The organism is Streptomyces sp. CA2R106 (assembly GCF_037034245.1).
In the GTDB taxonomy this organism is placed as follows: domain Bacteria; phylum Actinomycetota; class Actinomycetes; order Streptomycetales; family Streptomycetaceae; genus Actinacidiphila.
Window position 1 is genome coordinate 107,262 of sequence record NZ_JBAGKC010000024.1, and the last position, 16,573, is coordinate 123,834.

The 16,573-nt window shown below is 73.1% G+C and carries 15 protein-coding genes; 2 read left to right on the forward strand and 13 right to left on the reverse strand.

Features of this window, described 5'->3' with window-relative positions; genetic code table 11:
* Positions 1–21: 21 nt before the first annotated feature.
* The 5 genes from WA788_RS27200 to WA788_RS27220 form a co-directional block, all read right to left on the reverse strand.
* A complete protein-coding gene (locus WA788_RS27200) occupies positions 22–855 on the reverse strand; it encodes an alpha/beta fold hydrolase (RefSeq protein ID WP_335981593.1) in 834 nt (277 codons plus the stop codon).
* Positions 856–956: 101 nt separating this feature from the next.
* Positions 957–2,387, reverse strand: a complete 1,431-nt coding sequence (locus tag WA788_RS27205; protein WP_335981595.1) for a sugar porter family MFS transporter — start codon at positions 2,385–2,387, stop codon at positions 957–959.
* Between the two features lie 227 nt (positions 2,388–2,614).
* Entirely contained in the window at positions 2,615–6,421 is a 3,807-nt protein-coding gene (locus WA788_RS27210; RefSeq protein ID WP_335981597.1) for an AAA family ATPase, read from the reverse strand.
* A gap of 380 nt (positions 6,422–6,801) precedes the next feature.
* Entirely contained in the window at positions 6,802–7,005 is a 204-nt protein-coding gene (locus WA788_RS27215; protein ID WP_335981598.1) for a hypothetical protein, read from the reverse strand.
* A gap of 309 nt (positions 7,006–7,314) precedes the next feature.
* Positions 7,315–7,596, reverse strand: coding sequence for an acylphosphatase (locus tag WA788_RS27220; RefSeq protein ID WP_335981600.1), 282 nt, complete (start codon positions 7,594–7,596; stop codon positions 7,315–7,317).
* 179 nt (positions 7,597–7,775) lie between these two features.
* Here WA788_RS27220 and WA788_RS27225 point away from each other — a divergent pair, with 179 nt between their 5' ends.
* A complete protein-coding gene (locus WA788_RS27225) occupies positions 7,776–8,651 on the forward strand; it encodes a CAP domain-containing protein (RefSeq protein WP_335981601.1) in 876 nt (291 codons plus the stop codon).
* A 31-nt stretch (positions 8,652–8,682) separates the two neighbouring features.
* The gene (locus WA788_RS27230; RefSeq protein WP_335981603.1) at positions 8,683–9,090 is read left to right on the forward strand and encodes a winged helix-turn-helix transcriptional regulator; all 408 of its coding nucleotides are present in this window, start codon (positions 8,683–8,685) and stop codon (positions 9,088–9,090) included.
* On the opposite strand, the gene mutM is transcribed toward WA788_RS27230, so the two are convergent.
* The 8 genes from mutM to recG form a co-directional block, all read right to left on the reverse strand.
* Positions 9,045–9,911: a bifunctional DNA-formamidopyrimidine glycosylase/DNA-(apurinic or apyrimidinic site) lyase gene (mutM, locus tag WA788_RS27235; RefSeq protein ID WP_335981605.1), complete on the reverse strand. Its 867-nt coding sequence runs from the start codon at positions 9,909–9,911 to the stop codon at positions 9,045–9,047. The genes WA788_RS27230 and mutM overlap by 46 nt on opposite strands.
* A gap of 112 nt (positions 9,912–10,023) precedes the next feature.
* Positions 10,024–10,785, reverse strand: coding sequence for a ribonuclease III (gene rnc / locus WA788_RS27240; protein ID WP_335981608.1), 762 nt, complete (start codon positions 10,783–10,785; stop codon positions 10,024–10,026).
* Between the two features lie 19 nt (positions 10,786–10,804).
* On the reverse strand, positions 10,805–10,978 hold the full coding sequence (gene rpmF, locus WA788_RS27245; protein ID WP_069465182.1) for a 50S ribosomal protein L32: 174 nt from the start codon (positions 10,976–10,978) through the stop codon (positions 10,805–10,807).
* Between the two features lie 2 nt (positions 10,979–10,980).
* On the reverse strand, positions 10,981–11,592 hold the full coding sequence (locus WA788_RS27250) for a YceD family protein (RefSeq protein ID WP_335981641.1): 612 nt from the start codon (positions 11,590–11,592) through the stop codon (positions 10,981–10,983).
* A gap of 203 nt (positions 11,593–11,795) precedes the next feature.
* Positions 11,796–13,001, reverse strand: coding sequence for an ATP synthase F0 subunit B (locus WA788_RS27255; protein ID WP_335981613.1), 1,206 nt, complete (start codon positions 12,999–13,001; stop codon positions 11,796–11,798).
* An 11-nt stretch (positions 13,002–13,012) separates the two neighbouring features.
* Positions 13,013–13,492, reverse strand: coding sequence for a pantetheine-phosphate adenylyltransferase (gene coaD, locus WA788_RS27260; protein ID WP_335981615.1), 480 nt, complete (start codon positions 13,490–13,492; stop codon positions 13,013–13,015).
* A 55-nt stretch (positions 13,493–13,547) separates the two neighbouring features.
* Positions 13,548–14,129, reverse strand: coding sequence for a 16S rRNA (guanine(966)-N(2))-methyltransferase RsmD (gene rsmD / locus WA788_RS27265; RefSeq protein ID WP_335981617.1), 582 nt, complete (start codon positions 14,127–14,129; stop codon positions 13,548–13,550).
* A 49-nt stretch (positions 14,130–14,178) separates the two neighbouring features.
* Positions 14,179–16,434, reverse strand: a complete 2,256-nt coding sequence (recG, locus tag WA788_RS27270; protein ID WP_335981619.1) for an ATP-dependent DNA helicase RecG — start codon at positions 16,432–16,434, stop codon at positions 14,179–14,181.
* Positions 16,435–16,573 lie beyond the last annotated feature (139 nt).

Consider the following 16,573-nt stretch of genomic DNA (forward strand, 5'->3'; position numbering starts at 1 on the left):
GCCGCCCGGTCCAGTCCGGCCCTAGGCACGGGCGGCCTGCGTCCGCAGGAAGTCCAGCACCAGGGCGGCGACCTGGTCGGGGTACTGGTCGTGCAGGTAGTGCCCGCCGCCCTCGACCATCTCCAGCCGGCCGATCCCGTCCGGCAGTCCGGCCACGATCGCGGCGCCCTCGGCGTGCGGGTCGGCCCAGTCCGGGTCGAGCGTGCCCATGACCACCAGGACGGGCCGGGTGACGTGGGCGAGCTGCTCGCCGGCGTCCGCCGGGGCGGCGCGGCCCATGAGCTGCATCGCCTTCATCCGGCCCGGCTCGCGCATGGTCGCGTCGATCCGGCCGATCCGCTGCTGCCAGTCGGCGGGCTTGGTGGGGGTGGCCAGGTCGAGGTACGCCTTCCACAGCCGCACGCTGCCGAACAGCGCGGCCCCGGCCAGCCGCAGCAGGCCCTGCCGGTAGCGCTTCACGCGCAGGTCGCCCAGTGCGAACGACTGCTTGCGCGTGAACGGCCCCAGTTCGACCACCGCGCTGACCAGCGCGGGCTCCCGCGCGGCGGCGATGGTGGCGGCGCCGCCGGAGATCGAGTGCCCGACGATGACGGCCGGGCCGCCCAGGTGCCGGATCAACGCGAGCAGGTCCCCCGCGATCGCCGTACGGCTCCACTCCGGCCACCGCGTGCTGGACTCGCCGCAGCCGCGCAGGTCCACCGCGGCCACCCGGTAGCCCGCGTCCACCAGCGCGGGAACCACCGCGCGATACGAGGCGCGGCTGTCCCCCATCCCGTGCGCCAGCACGACCAGCGGGCCGGTTCCGCTCAGCTCGTACGCGATCGTGCCGTCCCCGACGGCGAGGTACTCGGTCATGGCGTCTCCTCCGGCCCAGCGCGGCTAACTCCGTTAGCTAAAAGCTAATCCCATTAACCGAGCTTGTCAACGGCTCCACCCGGCCGAGCGGGCCCGCGCGGTCAGCCCATCTCCTCCAGGGACTTGCCCTTGGTCTCCTTGACGAAGAGCAGGACGAAGGGGATGGAGACCAGGGCGAAGCAGGTGTAGATGACGTAGGTGCCCGACAGGTTCCAGTCGGCGAGGCTGGGGAAGCTCGCGGTGATGGCCCAGTTGGCGATCCACTGCGCGGCGGCGGCGACGCCCAGGGCCGCGGCGCGGATCTTGTTGGGGAACATCTCGCCGAGGAAGACCCAGACGACGACGCCCCAGGACAGCGCGAAGAACAGCACGAAGCAGTGCGCGGCGACCAGGGCGACGGTGCCCTCGGCGGTGGGAAGGGTCGCGCCGTGCTTGGAGGAGAACGCCCAGGCTTCCAGGGCGAGGGCGACGGTCATGCCGGCGGAGCCGATCAGGGCCAGCGGGCGGCGGCCGATCCGGTCCACGAAGATCATGGCGATCACCGTGCCGATGATGTTCACGATCGAGGTGGTGAAGGAGTACAGGAACGAGCTGCTCGGGTCGATGCCGACGGACTGCCAGAGCGTGGCGGAGTAGTAGAACGCCACGTTGATGCCCACGAGTTGCTGGAACGCCGACAGCCCGATGCCGATCCAGACGATGGGCAGGAAGTTGGGCATCCGGCCGGACCTGGGGTTGAGCAGGTCGCGGAAGCTCGCCTTGTGCTCGCGGCGCATGGCGGTGCGGATCTCGGTGACGCGCGCGTCGAGGTCGGTGTCCTTGCCCTCGACGTCGGCGAGCACCGAGCGGGCCTCCCGGTCCCGGCCGACCGACAGCAGGAACCGCGGCGACTCGGGGATGGCGAAGGACAGCAGCCCGTAGATGACCGCGGGGATGACCATCACCCCGAGCATGACCTGCCACGCCTCCAGGCCGATCACCGTGCCGCGCTGGTCGCCGTTGGCGGACTGCAGGATGCCGTAGTTGACGAGCTGGGAGATGGCGATGCCCAGCACGATGGCGCCCTGCTGGAAGGACGCGAGCCGGCCGCGGTAGGCCGGCGGCGAGACCTCGGCGATGTAGGCGGGGCCGATCACCGAGGCCATGCCGATCGCGAAGCCGCCGACGATCCGCCAGAACGCCAGGTCCCACAGGGCGAACGGCAGCGCGGAGCCGACCGCGCTGATGGTGAAGAGCACCGAGGAGATCTGCATGCAGCGGATGCGGCCGATGCGGTCGGCGATCCGGCCCGCGGTGGCGGCCCCGATCGCGCAGCCGATCAGGGCGATCGCGATGACCTGGGCGAGGGCCGCGGACCCGATGCCGTACCTGGACCGGATCGCCTCGACCGCGCCGTTGATCACCGAGCTGTCGTAGCCGAAGAGGAAGCCGCCCATCGCGGCGGCGGCGGTGATGAAGATGACGTGGCCGAGGTGTTCGGTCGGCGGCGGGACCCGGCCAGAGGTGCCGGCCGCTGATGCGGTGCTGGTCAAGTTGCGCTCCTGGGGCTCGGCGGCGAGCCCTCACATGAGGGTTCGGATCTTCCAGTGTTGGCCGCCGTTGGAGCGGCCACCACTCGGACGTATAGGCAAACGCTCAGAGATTATGCATACAACTTTCGAACACAAGAAATCAGAAGAGGGCGCAATCGTGCGCACGTTAGCTATCTCACCTGGGAAACCCAGGTGAGGCTGGCAAGACGAGTTCAGGTTGTGAAGGTTCAGTCGGCCTTGGCGGCCGTCCGCTTGCCGTCCCGCAGCCGCTGGCTGATCACCTTGGACACCCCGTCGCCCTGCATCGATACTCCGTACAGGGCATCGGCGACCTCCATCGTCCGCTTCTGGTGCGTGATGACGATCAGCTGCGAACTCTCCTGGAGCTCCTCCATGATCCGGATCAGCCGCTGCAGGTTGGTGTCGTCCAGCGCCGCCTCGACCTCGTCCATCACGTAGAACGGGCTCGGCCGCGCCTTGAAGATCGACACCAGCATCGCCACCGCGGTCAGCGAGCGCTCACCGCCCGACAGCAGCGACAACCGCTTCACCTTCTTCCCCGGCGGCCGTGCCTCAACCTCCACCCCTGTGGTGAGCATGTTGTCCGGGTCGGTCAGCACCAACCGCCCCTCGCCGCCCGGGAAGAGCCGGGAGAAGACGCCCTCGAACTCCCGCGCGGTGTCGTGGAAGGCCGCGGTGAAGACCTGCTCCACCCGCTCGTCGACGTCCTTGACCACCTGGAGCAGGTCGGCGCGGGTCTTGCGGAGGTCCTCCAGCTGCTCGGTGAGGAACTTGTGCCGCTCCTCCAGGGCCGCGAACTCCTCCAGCGCCAGCGGGTTGACCTTGCCGAGCTGCGCGTACGCCTTCTCCGCCGCCCGCAGCCGCTTCTCCTGCTCGGCGCGGACATAGGGCACCGGCTGGTTGCGCGGGTGCGCCGGGTCCTCGGGCAGCACCTCGCCCTCGGCGGGCGGCGACGGCGGCACCGGCAGCCCCGGCCCATACTCGGCCACGAGCCCGGCCGGCTCCATGCCGTGCTCCTCCAGCGCCTTCGCCTCCAACTGCTCGATCCGCAGCCGCTTCTCGGCGCCCAGCACCTCGCCCTTGTGCACATCCCCGGTCAGCCGGTCCAGCTCCGACTTCAGCTCCCGGCCGCGCCGCCGCTCCGCGCCGAGCTCCGCCTCCCGCTCGGCCCTGGCCTGCTCGGCGGCGACCCGCTCGGCCTCCGCCCGGCCCAGCGACACCTGAACGCACGCCAGCAGCCCGCGCGCGCCGGCCAGGACGGCCGCCGCCACCGACGCCTCGTACGCCAGCCGGGCCCGCCGCCGCTCGGCCCGCGCCCGGGTCTCCCGCTCGGCGCGGGCCGCCCGGTCCAGCCCGTCGGCCCGCCCGGCCAGACTCCTGACCCGCTCCTCGTGGGTGCGCACCTGCAGGCGCGCCTCCATCTCGGTCTGCCGCGCGTTCGCACCGTCGGCCGCAAGCCGGTCCCGGGCGAAGGTGTCCGGCTCCTCCTCGCCCGGCTCCTCCTGCGCCTCGCCCAGCCGGTAGGACAGCTCCTCCAGCTCCTCGCGCGCCGCGGCGACCGACTCCTGCGCCCGGACCACGGCCGCCGCCGCGCGCTCCGCCTCCCCGGCCGCCGCCCGCGCCTGCCCGCCGTACCGGCCCAACTGCTGCGCCACCGACGACTTCGCCTTCTCCGCCGCCCGGCGCCGCTGCCCCAGCTCGTCGACCTCGCGCGCCGCGGCCGCCCGGCGGTCCCTGGCCGCCTGCTGGCGCTCGGCCAGCTCCGCGCACTGACCCGCCAGCCGCTCCAGCTCCGCGTCCGCCTCGTCGACCTGCGCCTGCACCTCCAGGACGCTGGGCGCCTTCGCCGAACCGCCCTGCGCCATGTGCGCGGCCAGCACGTCGCCCTCGGCGGTCACCGCGGTCAGCTCCGGGTGCGCGGCGACCAGTTCCTGCGCGTCCTCAAGCGTCGGCACCACCACGAAACCGTCCAGCAGCCGCCGTACCGAGGGCAGCAGGCCGGCGTCCCCGGCGACCAGCTCCACCGCGGGCCGCGCCTGCCCGGGCAGCCCCGCCCCCTCCGGCCGCGGCGCCGGCACCCCCGAGCCCGCGACGGCCGCCGCCGTACGCTCCCGGTCGCCATACGGCGCGGCGCCCGGCCGGCCCGCGTCCCCGCGCTCCCCGGCCGCACCGCCGTACGGGGGCGCGCCGGCCGCGGGTGCGGCGGGCCCCGGCCCCGGCCCGTGCTCCGGCCGGGTACGGTCCCCCGCGCTCTGCCCGGGCAGGACCGGATCGGCGCCGCCGGACGGCAGGGCCAGCAGCAGCGCGGCGCGGCCGCCGTCCTCCTTGCGCAGCAGCCGCAGCGCGTCCGCGGCCGCGGCCGGGCCGGTGACGGCGACCGCGTCGGCGGCCGCGCCGAGGGCCGCGGCGAGCGGGACCTCGTACCCCGGGGCGACGTGCAGCAGTTCGGCGGCCGAGCCGAGGACGCCGTCCAGGCCGTCCGGTGTCCCGGCCCGCGCCAGCAGCGCGCCGGTGCCGTCCTTGCGCCGCAGCGAAGGGGCGAGCGCGTCGCGGCGGGCGGCGACGGCGGCGCGGCGGCGCTCCGCGGCGGTGGCCGCCTCCCGGGCGGCGCTGAACTCCTCGTCGGCGGCGGCCTGCGCGGCGCGGGCGGCCTCGAAGCGGGCTTCGAGTTCGCTGTCGTCGGCGTCCAGCCCCTCGACCTGGGCGCGCAGTTCCTCGTACTCGCCTTGCGCGGACTCGGCCCTCTCGCGGGCCTCGTCGCGGGCCGCGGCGAGCCGGCCGATCTCGGCCTCGGCCGAACCGGCCTTGGAACGGGCCGCGTTGACCTGGGCGTTCAGCCGGGCCAGACCCTCGCGGCGGTCGGCGATGGCGCGGGCGGCCTGGCGCAGCCGGCTCTCCTCCTCAGCGAGGCGGCGTTCGAGTTCGGCGCGGTGGCCGACGGTGTCCTCCAGGGCGCGTTCGGCCGCGTCGAGCGCTTCGGTGAGTTCGGCCTCCTGCTCCCGGATACGGGCGGCCTCGCGCTCCATGTCCTCCGGGTCGCGGCCGCGCCGCTCCTCGGCGGGCTGGCCGGTGGCGTGCCGGTGGCGCTGCTCGGCCAGCCCGATGGTGCCGCGCACCCGTTCGGTGAGCTGGGAGAGCGCGTACCAGGCGGCCTGCGCGTCGTTGACCCGCGGGGTCAGGGCCCGCACCTGCTCCTCCAGGCGGGCCTCGCGCTGCACCGCGGCGGCGAGTTCGGTCTCGACGGCGGCCCTGCGCTCCTTGAGCGCGGCCTCGTCGGCGACCTCGGCGCGCAGTGCCTCGCGCAGTGTCACCAGGTCGTCGGCGAGCAGCCGCAGCCGGGCGTCGCGCAGGTCGGCCTGGATGACGGCGGCGCGGCGGGCGACCTGCGCCTGCCGGCCGAGCGGTTTGAGCTGGCGGCGCAGTTCGCCGGTGAGGTCGGTGACGCGGGCGAGGTTGGCCTGCATCGCGTCGAGTTTCCGCAGCGCCTTCTCCTTGCGCTTGCGGTGTTTGAGGACGCCGGCCGCCTCCTCGATGAAGGCGCGGCGGCCCATCGGGTCGGCGTGCAGGACGGAGTCCAGCTGGCCCTGGCCGACGATGACGTGCATCTCGCGGCCGATGCCGGAGTCGGAGAGCAGTTCCTGGATGTCCAGCAGCCGGCAGGTGTCGCCGTTGAGCTGGTACTCGCTGCCGCCGTTGCGGAACATGATCCGGGTGATGGTGACTTCGGCGTACTCGATCGGCAGCACGCCGTCGGTGTTGTCGATGGTCAGCGACACCTCGGCGCGGCCCAGCGGGGGGCGCCCGGTGGTGCCGGCGAAGATGACGTCCTCCATCTTGCCGCCGCGCAGTGACTTGGCCCCCTGCTCGCCCATCACCCACGACAGCGCGTCCACGACGTTGGACTTGCCGGAGCCGTTGGGCCCGACGACGCAGGTGATTCCGGGTTCGAAGCGCAGCGTCGTCGCGGAGGCGAACGACTTGAAGCCGCGCAGCGTGAGGCTCTTGAGATGCACGCCGGTCGACTCTACCCGGCAGGTGCGGTTTCACCGAGGAATCCGCAGGGCAGATCAGACGTAGAACCGGGGCAACGGGTGATCGTCGCGCATGTGAAGCAGTTGGGACAAAGAGGCGAGGGGCGGGCAGCAGGGCCGGAGGGACATCCCTCCGGGGAACCACGAAGGGACGCCGCACGGGCGTCCCTTGAAGTGCCGTGACCGCGTACTGCCGCGACGGCGCCGACCAGCGGCGCCGCTGCGGACCGGCATGGGCGAGCCAGGCATGGGTAAGTCAGGGCAGCCGCGGGAAGCAGGCTGCCGAGGGGACGACGGGGACGGGAGTCCCTGGCCGCCGTCCGGCGACATCGGTGTGGGGGAAGGCCCCGCCACCCGCCGGATCAGGCGAGCGCGGGCTCCGCGCGAGTGACGTCGATGCTGCTGAGCAGCGACTCTTCACGCGATGCGACAGCCAGTGCGTCGTTCTCCGCCTGCATGCGGACGAGCTCGGACTCCAGGTCCTGAACGCGCTGCTGAAGCCTTCGCATCTCGGCGAGGAGTCGCGGGTCGGGGCCGCCGACGTAACCGAGAAGCGCCTTTGCCATGATGAATGGTCCTCCACGCTGAGTGACCGACCGGGGCGGGTGGGTCGTGGTTGAGGGGGGTCGCTCCCGCGCGACTGCCGAAATCGAGGCTGCCATGCATTCATCGGTGCCACGATGCGCGGGGCTTCCAGCGTCTCACCAAAACGGGGACCGGTCAACACGATCACAGCCCAGCCGTCGGGTCCGCCTCGGAATACACGGCGCCGACCTGCGCCGCGGGCTGCCCGCGTGGTCATCCGCGAGGTCTGACGATCATCCCCGCCCGGGGGCAGCCTGACACGCCGATCGCCGGAAGGCAACGGGTTGTGGTCATCGGATCTCGAAACCCTCGTATCCGCCGCGGGTGACCCCCCAGATTTCGGTCACCCCGTCCACCCGCCCGGGCGTGTCGCCGTGCCGCAGCCACTCCAGCAGCCGCTCGCACCGCTCGAAGCCGCCCTCCGCGACCACCTGCACCCGCCCGTCGGCGAGATTGCCCGCGTAGCCGTCCAGGCCGCCGATCTCCAGCGCGGTCGCCCGGGTCCACCAGCGGAAGCCGACGCCCTGCACACGGCCGCGCACCCACGCGGTGAGCCGGACCTCTTCGTTCATACCGGCACGCTATCCCGTCCGCCGCCGCGGGCCCGCCCGAGCGCCGCGGCCCGGCCGGTCCGGCCGCCTGACCACGCAACCTCGTCCGACCCACCCCGCATTCGCTACAGTCCCCCCTCAACAGCTTCACCCGTTCGGAGTAATTCAGGCGAGCAGTGCGAGCAGTGAGGAGTGCGGCGATGGGGCGTCACAGCCGACATGCCGAGCCCGCGGCCCCGCAGCCGGGGCCGCGCAGCCACCGCGGCCCGCGCAGGCACCACCCGGTACGGACCGGGCTGCTGGCGTCGTCGGCGGCGCTCGCGGTGGGCGCGGTCGCCGCGTCCTCCGGGCTGCTGGCGGACCTCGACGGCGAGCTGCGCCACCTCGACGGCGACGGCGCCAGCACCCAGGCGGACGGGACCGGGCCCACCGGCACCGGCTCGCCCTCGTCCCTGACCGACACCAACACGCCCTCGTCCGACGGCGCCACCACCTCTGCGTCCGGCGCGCCCACCGCGACCGCGACCAGGAGCGCGCCCGCGACCACGGCCCGCGCCGCCACGCCGTCCCGCACGGCCACCACCAAGGCCGCCGCGCCCTCCCCCACCCGCACCACCGCCGCGCCCACCACCCCGGTGCGGACCACCGCCCCGAAGACCACCGCGCCCACCACCGCGGCCACGGCCACCACCGACGCGGTCACCTCCGCCCGGGCCCAGATCCTCACCCTGGTCAACGCGCAGCGCGCCACCGCCGGCTGCCAGCCGCTCACCGCGAGCTCCGCCCTGGACACCCTCGCGCAGGACTTCAGCGACGACATGGCCGCCCGCGGCTTCTTCGACCACACCGACCCGGACGGCAACGACCCCTGGGACCGGGCGAAGAAGCTCGGCATCACCGACCTCGGCGGCGAGAACATCGCCATGGGCCAGGCCGACGCCCAGGCCGTGATGACCGCCTGGATGAACAGCCCCGGCCACCGCGCCAACATTCTCGACTGCGACTACAAGACCCTCGGCGTCGGCATCCACTTCGGCACCGGCGGCCCCTGGTGGACCCAGGACTTCGGCTACTGACCGGCCGCGGGGCGGACGCTACGCTGGGCCCATGAACCAGGTGACGGAGCAGGTGGACGCGTTCGACGTGTTCTCGCGGGACTGCCCGTCACGGCCGACCCTGGAGCACGTCACCGGGCGCTGGGGCATCCTGACGCTGTCGGCGCTCGCCGAGGACACCCTGCGCTTCAACGCGCTGCGGCGCCGGGTGGACGGCGTGAGCGAGAAGATGCTCTCCCAGACGCTCCAGGCGCTGGAGCGCGACGGTCTGGTGATCCGCGACGCGCAGCCGGTCACCCCGCCGCACGTGGAGTACCGGCTCACCCCGCTCGGGCAGGAGACCGCGACCCGGCTGCTCGACCTGATCCACCTGGTCGAGGGCCGGATGCCGGAGGTGCTGGCGGCCCGCGGACGCTACGACGAGGCGCGCGGCGCCGGCTGGCAGCGCGGGCAGAAGTAGCTGGAGCGGTTCATCCACGCCCGGCGCCGGATCGGGGTGCCGCAGCGGCGGCAGGGCTCGTCCTCGCGGCCGTAGGCGTCCAGCGAGCGGGCGAAGTACCCCGACTCGCCGTTCACGTTGACGTACATGCTGTCGAAGCTGGTGCCGCCGGCGGCCAGCGCGTCGCCCATCACCTCCCGCACGTGGGTGAGGAGTTCGGCGGTGCGCGGGCGGGTCAGCGCGGTGGTCGGGCGGTCGTAGTGCAGCCGGGTGCGCCACAGCGTCTCGTCGGCGTAGATGTTGCCGACCCCGCTGATCAGGGTCTGGTCCAGCAGCGCCCGCTTGATCGTGGTCCGCTTGCGGCGCAGCGCCGCGTGGAAGGCGTCGTCGTCGAAGGCCGGGTCGAGCGGGTCGCGGGCGATGTGCGCCAGCGGCTGCGGCAACTGCTCGGGGTCGCCGGGGACCGTGTCGTGCAAGGAGAGCCCGCCGAAGGTGCGCTGGTCGACGAAGCGGAGGTCGGTGCCCTCGGTGTCGTCGAAAGTGAGGCGGACCCGCAGGTGCTTCTCGGCGCTCGCCTCCTGCGGGCGGATCAGGAACTGGCCGCTCATGCCGAGGTGGGCGACCATCGCGGTGCCCTCCCCGACCGGCAGCCACAGGTACTTGCCGCGGCGGTGCGGGGCGGCGAGGGTGGCGCCGGTGAGGCGGTGGGTGAAGTCGTCCGGGCCGGCGGGGTGGCGGCGTACGGCACGGGGGTGCAGGACCTCGGCCGCGGCGATCGTCCGGTCGGCGGCCCACTTGGCGAGGCCGCGGCGGACGACCTCGACTTCCGGGAGTTCTGGCACGGTGGGGTCCTGACGGCCGGGCGGGATGGTTGCTTCGCCGGGTGCCGGGCCGCTCCCGGAAACGCCGGGCGGGCCGACGGTTCGGTCGGCGCGCCCGGCGTTCGGGAGGGGCTCAGCCCGCCGGCTGTGAGGTGGACGCTTCGCGGATGGAGCGCCAGGCTGCTTCCGCCGCCTGCTGCTCCGCCTCCTTCTTGCTGCGGCCGGTGCCGGTGCCGTACTCGACACCACCGACGCGGGCGGCAGCCGTGAAGGTCTTCTCGTGGTCGGGGCCGGACTCGGAGACGACGTACTCGGGGACGCCGAGCCCTTCGGCGGCGGTGAGCTCCTGGAGCGAGGTCTTCCAGTCCAGGCCGGCGCCGAGGTTGGAGGACTCTTCGATCAGCGGGTCGAAGAGCCGGTGGACGAGTGCCGAAGCCGCGTCGAGGCCCTGGTCGAGATAGACCGCGCCGATGACCGCTTCGAGGGTGTCCGCGAGGATCGATGCCTTGTCCCGCCCGCCGGTTCCCTCTTCACCGCGGCCGAGCCGGATGAACGCGCCCAGGTCGAGCCCGCGGCTGACCCCGGCCAGGGCCCGCGAGTTGACCACCGCGGCCCTGAGCTTGGCCAGTTGGCCCTCGGGCAGGTCGGGGTGGGTGCGGTAGAGAGTGTCGGTGACCACCAGGCCGAGCACGGAGTCCCCGAGGAACTCCAGCCGCTCGTTGGTGGGCAGCCCGCCGTTCTCGTACGCGTACGAGCGGTGGGTGAGCGCACGCACCAGAAGGGCGGGCTCGAGGTGGTACCCGAGCCGCCCTTCCAGAAGCGTGTGGGACGAGGCTTTGTCCGCGGCGGCCTTCTTCGACACCGGGGTGTCGGGCGTGGAGGACGTTGAGGACACTGGGCCTGTCACCTGCCGATCAGACCTCGAGGACCTGACGGCGGTTGTAGGTGCCGCAGCTCGGGCACGCGATGTGCTGGAGCTTCGGCTCGTGGCAGCGCTCGCAGGCCACCAGGCTCACGGGCGCAGCCTTCCACTGCGAACGGCGGTGGCGCGTGTTGCTGCGCGACATCTTCCGCTTCGGAACAGCCACGGCTACTTCTCCTGGTTCTCGTCGGCACCGTCTCCGGTGCCGTTCTGCTGGAAGTCCTGCAAGGCGGCCCAACGGATGTCGGTCGCCTCGTGGTGGTGGTCGGGATCGTCCGCGAGCCGCACCCCGCACTGGGGGCACAGACCCGGGCAGTCCTCCCGGCACACCGGCTGCATGGGCAGTGCGAGCACCACCGCGTCCCGCAGCACGGGTTCGAGGTCGAACAGGTCGTCCTCGAGGTACAGCTCGTCCTCCTCGGAGGCCGCGGCGTCGTCACCGGCTTCGTCCCTGCGGGCGGTCCGGGTGTCGGCGTCGGGGTAGGAGAACATCTCCTGGAACTCCGCGTCGAGCTCGCGCTCCAGCGGCTCCAGGCACCTGATGCACTCCCCTGTCACCGGCGCATGGGCGGTGCCGGTGACCAGCACGCCTTCCATGACCGACTCCAGGCGGAGCTCCAGCTCGACGTCGGCGCCCTCCGGCACCCCGATGACCTCGGCGATACCGAGGTCGACGGGCGCGGAGACCGTGCGGGAGACCTTCTTCATCGCACCAGGACGCCGACCCAGCTCGTGTGTGTCGAACACGAGGGGGTTGCGGTGGTCGAGGCGGGTGTTCAGGGCTTCCTGCTTTCATCGGTACGGCCTACAGCGTTACGCCCGCGTCCGCGCGGTCCCCGTGGAGGGCCCTGGTGGACGGGCAGGCCGAAGCGCCGGTGCGTGACACGGCTGGAGCCCACAGGATACTTGACAGTGCGCCCGGGCCCAAACGCCGGCGGTCGCCGCAGGGGGGCGGCAGCCCGACACCGGGGCCGAGGGCGAGGTCAGAGGCCCTGTTCCAGCTCCCGGAGCCGGTTCAGGTCGATCATGCCGGTGTCGAAGAAGCTGGTCTCGTCCAGCGCCGCGGGCTGCGTCCCGGGCTGCTGGCCGTACTCCGGCCCCTGCTGCTGGTACGGGATCTGCGGCTGCCCGCCGTACTGCTGGTCGTAGCCGCCGGCCGGGTCCACCGGGGCGGCGGCCTGGTAGTCGTACCCCTGCTGCGGGCTGCCGTACGGGTCGTAGCCGGCCGGCGCGTACTCCTGCTGCTGGGGCGGCAGGGGCTGCGGGTAGCCGCCGGGCTGGGCCTGCTGGGCGTAGACCTCCTGCTGCGGGTAGCCGTAGGCGGGGTCCGCCTCGTAGGCCGGGTCGGCCTCGTAGCCCTGCTGCTGCTCGGGCTGCTGCGGCGCGGCGGCCGCGACTGCCGGGGTGTAGCCGTACTGCGACAGGTCGGCCTGGTTGTCGGCGGCCGGCGCGGCCAGGCCCGCCATGAACTCGTCGTCGGACTGCCGGTGCCGCACCTCGCCGCTGCCGTCGGCCGCGTCGGCGGCGGCGATCTGCGCGGCGAGGTCGTCGATCGGGTTGTGCCCGGTGAGCTTGAGCCGGCCGCGGCCGACCGCTTCGAGGGTCTTGCTGAGCACCGCCTCGAAGGCGCGCATCTTGGTGTCGACGTACTCGTCCGCGCGGCGGCGCAGCGTCTCCGGGTCGGTGCTGCGCTCGGGGGCGTCGGGGTCGTCCTCGGCGTAGCCCTGGCCGTCCTCGGCGTACGGGTCGCGTCCGAGCAGCTTCTCGCGGCCGCGGTCCACCGAGCCGATGGTCTTGGTGAGGACCACCTCGAAGTTGGCGAGCTTGCTGTCCACGTAGTCGTCCGCCTCGGCGCGGATCTCGTCGGCCTCGCGGCGCGCCTCGGCGAGGATGCGGTCGGCCTCGTCCTGGGACTGCCGGGCGATCTGGGTGTCCGAGACCATCGAGCCGCGCTCGGCGTGCGCGGACTCGATGATCCGCTGCGCCTCGGCGCGGGCCTGCTCCACCATCTGCTCGCGGTCGCCCAGGAGTTCCTGGGCCTGGGCCAGCGAGTCCGGGAGCGCCGCGGCGACCTCTTCGAGCATCGCGAGCAGGTCGGCCCGGTTCACCACGCAGGAGGCCGACATCGGCATGGACCGGGCTGCGCTGACGGTCGCCGTGATCTCATCGAGCTTCTTCTGGACGTCCACAGCGGCAAAGCCTACTGCTGCCGGAGCCGCGCGGTCAGCGCCCGGAGGACCGGCGGCGGGACCAAGTGGGAGATGTCACCGCCCCATTGGGCGACTTCCTTGACGAGGCTGGAGGACAGGAAGCTGTACTCGGGGTTGGTGGGCACGAAGAGCGTCTCCACGCCGGACAGGCCGATGTTCATCTGGGCCATCTGCAGTTCGTAGTCGAAGTCGCTGACCGCGCGCAGCCCCTTGACGATGGCCGGGATCTCGCGCTGCTTGCAGAAGTCGACGAGCAGGCCGTGGAAGGACTCCACCCGGACGTTGCCGAATTCCGCGGTGACCTCCTCGATCAGCGCGATCCGCTCGCCGATGTCGAACAGGCCCTGCTTGGACTTGTTGATCATCACGGCGACGTGGACGGTGTCGTACAGCCGGGACGCGCGGGCGATGATGTCGAGGTGTCCGTTGGTGATGGGGTCGAAGGACCCCGGACAGACTGCGCGGCGCAAGAGTGGCTCCTCGCTCTCCGTAGCGGTGACGCTCGGGCTGCGGTTCATGGCGGGTTCATGACTCGCCGGTAACTTCGGCGGCGCGACCGTACCAAAAAGTCGCCTCCCCGTAGGTACGCGAGCGCACCCCGGCGAAGCCGTCGGGCCACTCGAAGGCACCGCCGCGCGTCCTGCGTTCCACGGTGACCAGTGCGTCGGCGGTCAACCAGCCGTTGGCCGCGAGTGTGAGGAGGATCTCCCGCAGCTCGGGGTCCGGCACGTCATAGGGCGGGTCGAGGAAGACCGTGTCGTACGGCGGGCCCGGCGGCGGTCCGGCCACCGCCTTCTCCGCCCGGGCCGGGCGCACCTCGGCGCCGGGCAGCCGCACCGTGGCGGTGTTCTCCCGGACCACCCTGGCGGCCCGCGGGTCGGCCTCCACCAGCAGGACGTGCGCCGCGCCGCGGGAGAGCGCCTCCAGGCCGACCGCGCCCGAGCCCGCGTACAGGTCCAGCACCCTGGCCCCCGCCAGCGGGCCGCGCAGCGACTCCCAGGTGGAGAAGAGCGCTTCCTTGGCCCGGTCCGAGGTGGGGCGGGTGCCGTTGCCCGGGGGGACGGCGAGCCGGCGGCCGCCGGCCGCCCCGGCGATCACGCGGGTCATGACTTGCTCACGGCCCCGACCCTACCGGGCGCCCGGGCCCGCCACGGCGTCAGCCCTTGTCGAGGTACTCCTCGCGGTCGGCGTCCAGCAGGCTCTCCAGCGCGCTGCGCAGATCGGGGTGGGCGGCCAGTTCGGGGTCGGCGGCGACCAGCGCGGTGGCCTCGTCGCGGGCCGCCGCGATCACCTCCTCGTCGTCGATGACGGCGAGCACCCGCAGGCTGGAGCGGCTGCCGGACTGGGCCTGGCCGAGCACGTCGCCCTCCCGGCGCTGCTCCAGATCGATCCGGGACAGCTCGAAGCCGTCCAGGGTACGGGCGACCGCGTCCAGCCGGGTCCTGGCCGGACTGGCCTCATGGGCCTCGGAGACCAGCAGGCACAGCCCGGCGGCGCTGCCCCGGCCCACCCGGCCGCGCAGCTGGTGGAGCTGGGAGACGCCGAACCGGTCGGCGTCCATGATCACCATCGCGGTGGCGTTCGGCACATTGACCCCCACCTCGATGACGGTGGTCGCGACCAGCACGTCCACGTCGCCGGCGGCGAACCGGCGCATCACGTCGTCCTTGGCGTCGGGGGCCATCCTGCCGTGCAGCGCCTCCACCCGCAGACCGGCCAGCGGGCCCTTGCCGAGCTGGTCGGCGACCTCCAGCACGGCCAGCGGGGGGCGGCGCTCGGCGTCGTCGGGGCCGGGGCCGTCCTTCGGCCCGGCGGCGCCGCCCTTCTTCCCGGCCGGCTTGGCGGCCGCCTTCGCGTCCTCCTCGTCACCGATCCGCGGGCAGACCACGTACGCCTGGTGGCCCGCCTCGACCTCCTCGCGGACCCGCTCCCACGCCCGCGCCAGGAAGTGCGGCTTCTCGGCCGCCGGCACCACATGGGTGGCGATCGGGGAGCGCCCGGCGGGCAGTTGGTCGAGCACCGAGGTCTCCAGGTCGCCGAAGACCGTCATCGCGACCGTGCGCGGGATCGGGGTGGCCGTCATCACCAGCAGGTGCGGCGGCTGCGCGGCCTTGGCGCGCAGCGCGTCGCGCTGCTCCACCCCGAAGCGGTGCTGCTCGTCCACCACCACCAGGCCCAGGTCGCGGAACCTCACCTTGTCCTCGATCAGGGCGTGGGTGCCGATCACGATGCCCGCGTCCCCGCTGACCAGGTCCAGCAGCGCGGTGCGGCGGGCCGCCGCCCCCATGGAACCGGTCAGCAGCACCACCTTGGTGCCCAGTTCGGAGCCGCCGAGCATGCCGGACTCCGCGAGGTCGCCCATCATCTCGGTGACCGACCGGTGGTGCTGCTGGGCGAGCACCTCGGTCGGCGCGAGCATCGCCGCCTGGCCGCCGGTGTCCACCACCCCGAGCATCGCGCGCAGCGCCACCATGGTCTTGCCGGAGCCGACCTCGCCCTGGAGCAGCCGGTGCATGGGGTGCTCCGTGGCCAGGTCCGCGAAGATCTCCGCGGAGACCGCCCGCTGGCCCTCGGTGAGGGTGAACGGCAGCCGCCGGTCGAACGCCGCCAGCAGCCCGTCCCCGCCCGGCACCCGCGGCAGCGCGGGCAGCGCCGACTCGTCGGCCCGGCGCCTGGCCAGCGCGACCTGGAGGACGAACGCCTCGTCCCACTTCAGCCGCTGCCGCGCCACCTCGATGTCCCGCTTCGACCGCGGCCGGTGCACCTTCTCCAGCGCCTCGGGCAACCCCACCAGGTCGCGCCCGGCCCGCAGTTCCGCCGGCAGCGGCTCCCCGACCCCGGCCCAGCCGATCGCGCCCAGCGAGTCGATCGCGGTGTCCACCGCCTGCGCGATGCGCCAGGACGTGATCTGCTTCACCGCCGGGTACAGCGGGATCAGCCGGTTCGCGAACGCGTCGGCCGCGTCCTTCGCGTCCGGGCCCTCGTCCGCACCCGCGTCGAGCAACTGGTAGTCCGGGTGCGCGAGTTGGCGCGTACGGTTGAAAACCGAGACCTTCCCGGAGAACATGCCGCGCCGGCCCGGGATCAGCCGGTGGGCGTGCGCGTGCGCCGCCTTGCTGAAGAACACCAGGGTCAGCGAGCCGCTGCCGTCGGTCACCACGACCTCCAGCCGCACCCCCGAGCCGCGCCCGTACGTCCGCTTGTCCGCCTTCGCGATCTGCGCGACCACCGTCACGTACTCGTCCACCGGGAGGTCGGCCAGCCGCGTCAGCTCGCCGCGCTCCGCGTACCGCCGCGGATAGTGGTGGAGCAGGTCCCCGGTCGTGTGCAGCCCGAGATGCTCGCCGAGCACCTTGGCCGTACGGTCACCGACGAGCTTGCGCAGCGGGTCGTCCAACGGATTACCAGTCATCCCCGCCTATCCTGCCCCACCGCACCGACAACCCCGCTCAGGCGGGGGCCGAACGTTCACGGGGGCGGGTCCGTCCGCCGGTGCGGGTGCCGACCTTCCCCCCGGCCGGCCCGTGGGGTGCCGACCTTCCCCCGGCCAG

Bases quoted from the DNA above. Each gene is read 5' to 3' on its own strand.
- WA788_RS27225 (WP_335981601.1), top strand. From the start codon at position 7,776: ATGGGGCGTCACAGCCGACATGCCGAGCCCGCGGCCCCGCAGCCGGGG.
- WA788_RS27230 (WP_335981603.1), top strand. From the start codon at position 8,683: ATGAACCAGGTGACGGAGCAGGTGGACGCGTTCGACGTGTTCTCGCGG.
- WA788_RS27220 (WP_335981600.1), bottom strand. From the start codon at position 7,596: ATGAACGAAGAGGTCCGGCTCACCGCGTGGGTGCGCGGCCGTGTGCAG.
- rsmD (WP_335981617.1), bottom strand. From the start codon at position 14,129: ATGACCCGCGTGATCGCCGGGGCGGCCGGCGGCCGCCGGCTCGCCGTC.
- WA788_RS27200 (WP_335981593.1), bottom strand. From the start codon at position 855: ATGACCGAGTACCTCGCCGTCGGGGACGGCACGATCGCGTACGAGCTG.
- WA788_RS27215 (WP_335981598.1), bottom strand. From the start codon at position 7,005: ATGGCAAAGGCGCTTCTCGGTTACGTCGGCGGCCCCGACCCGCGACTC.
- recG (WP_335981619.1), bottom strand. From the start codon at position 16,434: ATGACTGGTAATCCGTTGGACGACCCGCTGCGCAAGCTCGTCGGTGAC.